Origin of the sequence: Salinisphaera sp. G21_0 (genome assembly GCF_017744115.1) — a bacterium.
In the GTDB taxonomy this organism is placed as follows: Bacteria; Pseudomonadota; Gammaproteobacteria; order Pseudomonadales; family Endozoicomonadaceae; genus Endozoicomonas.
On the sequence record NZ_JAGHQW010000106.1, the window covers coordinates 1 to 8,177 of the forward strand.

The 8,177-nt window shown below is 48.8% G+C and carries 6 protein-coding genes and 1 pseudogene; 4 read left to right on the forward strand and 3 right to left on the reverse strand.

The window, feature by feature from the left end; translation table 11 throughout:
* From J7439_RS24580 to J7439_RS24590, 3 genes and pseudogenes are all read left to right on the forward strand, one after another.
* Positions 1 to 2,717 (forward strand): annotated as a pseudogene (locus tag J7439_RS24580) (hypothetical protein); the annotation flags it as partial.
* A gap of 1,050 nt (positions 2,718 to 3,767) precedes the next feature.
* Positions 3,768 to 4,628 carry a hypothetical protein gene (locus J7439_RS24585; RefSeq protein WP_209204694.1) on the forward strand — a complete coding sequence of 287 codons (861 nt, stop codon included), beginning with the start codon at positions 3,768 to 3,770 and terminating at the stop codon, positions 4,626 to 4,628.
* Positions 4,570 to 4,965, forward strand: coding sequence for an IS1096 element passenger TnpR family protein (locus J7439_RS24590; protein ID WP_209204695.1), 396 nt, complete (start codon positions 4,570 to 4,572; stop codon positions 4,963 to 4,965). The genes J7439_RS24585 and J7439_RS24590 overlap by 59 nt, the downstream gene beginning before the upstream one ends.
* 656 nt (positions 4,966 to 5,621) lie before the next feature.
* Here J7439_RS24590 and J7439_RS24595 read toward each other — a convergent pair.
* The 3 genes from J7439_RS24595 to J7439_RS24605 form a co-directional block, all read right to left on the reverse strand.
* Positions 5,622 to 6,002 (reverse strand): hypothetical protein, encoded by a 381-nt coding sequence (locus tag J7439_RS24595; RefSeq protein ID WP_209204696.1) that lies wholly within the window; start codon positions 6,000 to 6,002, stop codon positions 5,622 to 5,624.
* A 216-nt stretch (positions 6,003 to 6,218) separates the two neighbouring features.
* The gene (locus J7439_RS24600) at positions 6,219 to 6,854 is read right to left on the reverse strand and encodes an FMN-binding negative transcriptional regulator (protein ID WP_209204697.1); all 636 of its coding nucleotides are present in this window, start codon (positions 6,852 to 6,854) and stop codon (positions 6,219 to 6,221) included.
* Positions 6,855 to 7,583: 729 nt separating this feature from the next.
* Positions 7,584 to 7,778 carry a hypothetical protein gene (locus J7439_RS24605; protein ID WP_209204698.1) on the reverse strand — a complete coding sequence of 65 codons (195 nt, stop codon included), beginning with the start codon at positions 7,776 to 7,778 and terminating at the stop codon, positions 7,584 to 7,586.
* A 227-nt stretch (positions 7,779 to 8,005) separates the two neighbouring features.
* Between J7439_RS24605 and J7439_RS24610 the strand changes: the two genes are divergently transcribed.
* Positions 8,006 to 8,177, forward strand: a 172-nt coding sequence (locus J7439_RS24610) for an IS4/Tn5 family transposase DNA-binding protein (RefSeq protein ID WP_286198513.1), incomplete at its 3' end; no start/stop codon positions are given.

Below are 8,177 nucleotides of genomic sequence, written 5' to 3' on the forward strand. Positions count from 1 at the left end.
GTATTGAAGCCCATGGGGGGGTTATTGCAGGCAATGCCGAAGGAAAAGGAAAGGTTGACAACACCATGGCGGTGAATTGCAAGGTTCAAACTTCAGGCTCGCAAGCCAGTGCCGGTGTCGGTGCAGGAATGGTCGATGGCGGAACCGTTGCTAACACCATGGCGAAGAGTTGCACGGTTCGAACTTCAGGCCAGTATGCCCATGCCGGTGTCGGTGCAGGAATGGTCAATGGCGGAACCGTTGCCGACACGACAGCGGTTGTTCTCTGCTGCGTTGAAACAGTGGGCGATGGTGCAAATGCCGCTGTTGGAGCGGGAAGCATTTCCCGTGGAAAAGTTACCAACACCAGAGCACTGAACTGCATGGTGAAAACTTCTGGTATTTTTGGCCATGCGGGTATCGGCGGGGGAAAGTCTATCGAGACCGATGTTACTGACACCAAGGCAATGTACAGTAAGGTGAGCACATTTGGACGTAGCAGCGTTGCCGGCATCGGCGGGGGACAGTTTAACGGTGGCACCGTGACTGGCACCACAGCGGTGAACTGCACGGTGAAAACCACCGGTAGAGATGCCAGCGCGGGTATCGGAGGTGGGCAGGTTAGGGAGAGTACTACTGTTACTAATACCGTGGCAGAGAAGAATTGTCGTGTCGAAACATCGGAGGAGAATGCAGATGCCGGTATTGGCGCGGGGAATGTTGCTGATAGCACTGTGACCGATACCAAAGCAGTAAACTGTAAGGCCAGCACCGTCGGTAAAAATAGCGAAGCGGGCATCGGAGCCGGGGATGTTCGAAATGGCCGTGTGGCTGATACCAGAGCGTTATACAGCAACCTAGCAACCACGGGTGAAGAGGGATTTGCCGGTATCGGGGCTGGTAAAGTCGTTAATGGCAATGTTACCAACACGACGGCAGTGTACTGCGACGTCGAAACCTTCAATTCTGTCAATAATGGTGTGGGGGCCAATGCCGGTATCGGAGCGGGATCTGTTGAAGGTAGCAGCGTCGTTGAACACACCACAGCGTTTAACTGCACGGTCAAAACCCAAGATGAATATGGATATGCAGGCATCGGAGCCGGAACTGCCTCTGATGGTGGCACCGTTGACTGGAGCACAGCGGTGAACTGCACGGTTAGAACTTCCGGTGATACAGCCCATGCAGCTATCGGCACAGGATACGTTATAAAGGGTGCAACCGCTGCCAACACCCTGGCAGTGAAGAGTAATGTCATAACGACCGGCTCTGAGGCAAATGCTGGTATTGGGGCAGGGCCGTTTCGTGAGGGTGAGGATGGTAAAGTTACCGATACCACGGCGGTTGATTCCTGGATCGAAGCCCAGGGCAGTTATGGAGCGAAAGCCGATATCGTCAGTGAGCGTTACCAGGTTTGTAATACCTACCTTGACAAGAAGCTATTCCGTGACAATACCACCTGCCCGCTGAAAGATGTGTGTGAACCTGTCGCTCATCCGCTCTCGCTCTTGCTCCGGGATTGCCAAACCAACCCCAAGTATCTTGACCAGTTAGGCATGCCAAGCAATTTCAGCAATGATTTCTTCTCCGTCGAAACCCTGCCCATGGCATCCGACATACCCTTTCCCGGCCTGCCTTGTCCTGCACCATTGACCACGACAGTGGCACCATCGGCCGCCACGACGGTAGCAGGCAGGGAAACCGCCAGGGCATCCACAGCACCCCCCATACTTGTTTCAGAACCGGCTTCTTCTGCAACATTGTCCACAGAGATGGTACCGTCAACCACCATACCTGTTTCCGAAACGGCTTCTTCTGCAACATTGTCCACAGAGATGGTACCGTCAACCACCATACCTGTTTCCGAAACGGCTTCTTCTGCGACATTGTCCACAGAGATGGTATCGTCAACCACCATACCTGTTTCCGAAACGGCTTCTTCTGCAACATTGTCCGCAGCGATGACACCGTCAACCACCATACCTGCTTCCGACCCGGCTTCTTCTGCAACATTGTCCACAGAGATGGTACCGTCAACCGCCACACCTGTTTCCGAAACGGCTTCTTCTGCAACATTGTCCGCAGCGATGACACCGTCAACCGCCACACCTGTTTCCGAAACGGCTTCTTCTGCGACATTGTCCACAGAGATGGTACCGTCAACCGCCACACCTGCTTCCGACCAGACTTCTTCTGCGACATTGTTCACAGCGATAGCGCCGTCAGCCATCACGCCGGCACCGGTCAAGGAAACCGTGATCAGGGTATCAGGGAAAACCATAACCTTGGCCGGTCCGCCTTTTGAACCATTTACGACGGCACAGCCAACCGTTACCACGCCACCGTTCTGGGAAACCGTGCCCTCAATACCAGGAACCACCATGACCTCTTCCAGAGCACCTGCTTCTGCGCCAATGACCACGGCAGTAGCGCTGTCGACCGCCACGGTGGCACCGCTGGCATCTTCCCTGAGTGCTGGTGCCATCACCGGTATCGCCGTGGGAGCCGGCCTGGTGCTGGTATGTTTTGGGGGTGCGTGCATTTACCGCTATTACCAACGCTGGTCAGGCACATACCGGCTTATGGATTGCAATGGGTTGCCAGGGCATCGATCTGTACTACCGTCGCCGTCTGAGCCGGTGGCGGATACCTATGAACTGGAGGCCATTACAGCGAGTAGGCAACGAAGTCAGAAAGCACCTGCCCATGGAAACAGGAGCAAGCACTCGGAGGTATAAACGCAACGCATGTGGTTCCATTAACCGCTTTTTGATCTGGCGCAACCTTACTTGCGTGGCAATGCATAACGGGCCCGCATCAGATAATGGTTAAGAGTGGAGTCTGCTGATAGGCAGTGTATGCATTCCCACGGAGGAACATGTAACAGAGGTGCGTCAGTAAAACAGGTGAAATGGTATCAAACCTTACTGGACTGTTTGCTACCGGCACTCCCCATTAACGGGAAGACCACACAATAAAGAGAATGCCCAATTGCCGGATAGCATTTACCGAAGCAAAGGGCGTTCCATCTATAAGCCTTATCATGGGCGGGTCGGCAAAAAGAATGTATTCGGTACCGAAATTGTACCTGTACCAGAGACCATGGCCATGTTGTGTGGTTCCAACGGATATCTGTAGATATAGCATCACCAGCTGCCGACCGTTTGGTCAAGAACTTTAATCGTCCACCAATTTCGCAACAGCCTGTGGGATAGTCAGGAAAATAGCGGGAAATACCAGCTAAAAACAGATAGTTATTTTTTAATCAGTAGTGAATAACTGATCAAAACAAAAACCCCGCATAAAGCGAGGACCGAAGAGAACGAACAGTGTCGTTGGGGTTTCCTGTGCATCCTGCCTGGTTGTTCGAGGCTTCCATTGGTTCACGTCACTGTGATACCTGAACACCTCTTCCCTGATGCAGTGCTTCACTCAACTCAAGGCCCAGGCCTGTTGGTTGAGGCTATTATTTTACGGACAGTGACGTATCATCCTATACGCCTGAATACGGGATACACTGCTGACTCTCCCGTAGGTAACAATAAACAACCTCGCCAAAAGCAAGGCTGCCAGTGCTGATCCATCAGCAGTAAGCCGTTTTTATTATTATTTGGGTGGTATTTATTCTTCGACAGAGAGTGAGTATTTGGTGTTCTTATTACCAGGCCCCGAAACAATCGTTACCGACTTCGGCAATCACTCAATGGATGAGTACAGTTTACGTATTTACCGCAATCGAATAATTGATCTACATCAACAAAACCGAGTTAGCAATAAGAGTGAAGCAAATGTTATTTGAACCAAAAACGGTAGAAGCCATAGCAGCATTTACCCTGTCGGATCATCACCAGATATTCCTCCGGGATGTTGATGTGTTTCTGGATTACCTGGTGAAAAATCCGGTTCCGGTTTCGAAAAGCAAGAACCTGCCACCGGTTAAATGGGCTGAGCCACTGAACAATCTGCTCTCCAGCCCCGAAGTGCTGACCTTAAAACGACCAATGACCACTAATTATGCCCGGGTCATGGGTCTGTTACTGATGGGCCGCAGTTCAGGGCTGGCCGCCCTTCGGCCAGATAGCAGGGGAAATACCGTACTTCATATCAACGAGGCGCTTTACCAGCAATGGCAGGGCATGAATGGTACTGAACGGTATTTTTCCCTGCTGGAAGCATGGATTAATCGGGGTTATGCCATCAGTGTCGGGGAGCGAATCAGCTCGATTGATGATCGCTTTCTGCCCGGCTTTATGATGATGTACGGCGAGAGCGATCTATTGCAAGGCAAAGCGACCAGGGATCCGGGCTTCTGGTTACGCAGGGGTAAGTCGTTCAACCTGACCATTCTCAAAATGGCCGGGATGGCTGAATTCCAGCTTGAGGATAGTAACCGGAAAATCCATTTCCTGAAATTAACTCTTTGGGGGCAGTTGTTTTTAAACGCCTGTCGGCAAGGGTTTATCGACTCACTGAAAGACGATGAGTATGAAGACGACTATGAACAAATCAATCTGCTGCCCGCGATAAAAGCAATTCGGCCAGATGTTCACAAAACCCTGGAACTTCCGGAGCCGATGATTGCTGCCAGTTATGTCCTGTCCGTTACTTTGGGGGAGTCAGTGCACCCGCACACTGAAAGTATCCGCTGACCTCCTGCTTGAAAACCTGGCTGAAGCCATCCTTGACGCCTTTGATTTTGATTGTGACCACCTTTATCACTTTCAGTATCTGAGCCCATTTGGTGCCGACCGGATGATTGGTGATCCAGCGGTGGATTTCTGCGATGCCTTCGTGACTGAAACCCGGCTGCGTCAACTTGAGCCAGTTCCCGGAATGAAGATCACCTTTGTCTTTGATTATGGTGATAACTGGGAGTTTGACATCGTGGTCATGCACAGCAGTGAAGAGAGTACGTCTGATACCCAGGTGATCGAACGTAAAGGTGAAGCGCCGAAGCAGTATCCGGATTATGAGGATATTTATTGATCAATATTTAATCAATTATTCTTACCCCGCCTGTCTGAAAGGCTGCCTTTATCCCCTAACGGTTTATCCACAATCTTTTCCACACAAATTCCGGATAACTGAAACAGGGGATAATAATTCTACAGGCAGGTACTGCAACGGGTTATAACGAACTACTGACAGTATAAACACAACCTGTCAACAACTTACCCACAGACTTATTCTGGAAAAAGTGAGGGCGTGTGTTTATTCTTGGGCTCATTCAAAGAGGAAGCCTGACTCTCAAACATCCGTTGAAATCATTTTGCCAGGGTATGACCCGATGCCCGATATCCAGTGGACAGCACCAGGTGACACCCTGAGCCATAAGAACGCAGCGAAGGAATTTGGCCTGACTGAGGAGGAGATTATTCGGGCGATTAAAATAAGGGACGATTCACTACCAAATCGCTCACGCCCACGGTAATCCGTATTACCCTGTGGTCAGTGATATTTCTATGCTGGATGAAGCCGAGTTCTTCCTCAAGTTCTTTTCAACGCACATATTTTCGATTTCTAATGCTTCGAAATTGTCTGGAAAACATCCATGAGCACAAGATCAGAAAAATACCGATCAGGTAAAAAAGCAGAATAACAATACCTAATGAATTTTCATTTATATTATTTAGCAGTTGGTTTTAATATTGGCCTTTTCTCCATCTCTTGGCCGTAATCTTCTCGAGCTTTCTTCGGTACTTCTTGGGACAAAACTCACTTTTTGTACCCTTCAACATATCAAAAATATCTTCCACAATGATTGCACTTATCGCATGAAGTGCCTCATGCCGTGATAGCCCCTGCCTAACCAATTTAGTTACCGTTTCAGAGACGAGATCAACATTTTTGGCGATCTGATTTTCAACAACCACATGCATATAAGAGTGCATTGTTAATGCACCATCATCTTGAAATTCTTCTGTGGACTCATGAAAGTTAGAGACGAGTATTTTTCTTTGTTCATCATCAAGAACGAGCCATTCACTTACATTTAATGGCTTATCGGGGTTGTAATATTTCATTTACAATACCTTTGAGTCCTCTGATCGATTATTGGAAGCATAAATTGTTTTTTATTTGGTAGAAACACCTGACAGTGAACACTGGGGCCAGGTATTTTTCTTGACGTATAAATCAGATAAACCGAAGCTGGGTTAGATCCTTTTTTGAATGGGTTCAAGATTAAAGACCTTACCCTGTTTTTTTGATTGCGGCTGGGCGCAATCTATCCTTATTCGTTAGCTGCGTGTTGATTGTTGCATTTGATTGGCAACCGAGTTGTCTGAATTTTTCTCTGAACTCACCAAGCCATTTACAACACCGGAATAATCTGTTTCAGTTTTATTTTGGCTCAATTTAAAATTACCGACTATATCATCAATGACAACGTCTAAACCAACAACAGCATTTAGCATTTTTTCAGTAAACTTCGCTGGAGCATCAGAAACTGACCACGGAAGTTTTTGGTTGAGTTCATGAAAGTCAGAAATCTGGTTGAGGAGCTGCAAAATCCAGTTACTTTCATGCTTGAAAAAAACTTTTCCTCTAACGTGAACTACAGAGTAATTCCAGGTTGGTACGGTTTTACCTGTTTCTTTCTTCGATGGATAAAAATTCGGACTGATATATGCGTTTGGCCCATGAAATATGAGAAGAACTTCCTGACCATCAGCAACCTTTTTCCATAAAGGGTTTGCTTTGGCAATATGACTTTGAAGTTTTACTTCATTCTCACGCTTCTGAAGATAAAACGGAATATGGTCTGCATCCAAAGTATTTTCAGCTGAAACTATCAGAGTACCAAGTGGATATTCTTGAATAAATCCATGCAATTTATCCAAGTTTTCTTCTTTGAATTTTGATGGGATATGCATAATTTTACTCTTAACAGCTAACGCCTCAATAAGGGGCGCCGAAGGCGTCCCTTTGATTGACTTGGTACGCCCGGCATGGGCATGAACTGATGGGGTGAAAGTCCCCTGTGGGAGAACCTACATTTGACTGGCGGTAAAGACGCCTGCTGATGACAACCACTAGCTTAAGGCAAGTGCAGTCTCGCGAGAGGCTGTGCGGAGACAGTCTGAGTGCAAAGGTGCGAGCCGACGTAGATTGGGCGTCCCCCAGAAATCGCATATAAGGCTGAGTCTCTGGGCGAGTGAGCCAAAGATTACGAAGCCCTCAGGTTCGTGAGACACGGTAAATGCGGCGGTTGTGCACTGAAAGTTCATGTTCCCTCTTATTTATAAAGAGTGGGGAGATCTGTCCAACGTGCGATTGGTAATTCCCAGTTCTCAGCCACTGGTTACAACAGGCTCGGCGAGCAGGCCTCATCACCCTGCTCGAACAAACCCGATGGCAACCAATAGCGCCAGCAGAGGCAACTCCGCGAGGTGATTGGACAGAAAACCGAAAATTGCTCCTGCATTTTCAGCATACAGGCCATCCATGGCCTTATCAGCAGAGGCTATAGTAACTGTACGACAGAAGTCATTAACGGACGGGAAGTCGTCAGCGAAGGGCCGAACATCGATGACAAAGAGGAGACTGATTCCCTCAGGGCGATGCAGCCGTCCGGCGACTCACCGTACCTGGCGACAGAATCTTTAACCAGCTTTGAAGCATGATTTACTAAATTGCGTACTTGAACCGGCTAATCTGGCAAGTGCATGCGACTGCATGGATGCAGGAGGTAGTGCGAAGCAGGAGCCAGAGCCGGGAAACAGGTCAAAAGCAACAAGGGTGCCCCGGGTATCGATGGAGTCACTATTGAAGCTTATCCCGACTTTGCCAAACAGCATTGGCCTTCAGTGCGTCAAGCTTTATTGGACGGAACCTTCCAGCCGTCACCAGTACGCCGGCATGTTATAGAAGAGCCGGATGGTGGTGAACGCTTACTGGGAATCCCAACCGTGATGGACAGGGTCATACAGCAGGCCATTGTGCAGGTGCTGACCCCTGTCTTTGATCTATCTCTTAGTCACAAATCCTAATCTTGGTTTATCCTTTTTTGAGGTAAACCAAGATCATGATTCCCCACCCCCCTCAACAATGGGCTGAACAGACTTTCGGGTGCGCTGACTTGGGTGATAAACGTCGAACCAAAAGGCTGGTACAGGTAGCAGGTGACCTGTCTGCAAATACCGGCTCCTCTTTGGCAGCCTCTTGCAGTGGCAACCTTGCTGCTATTGAAGGTGCTT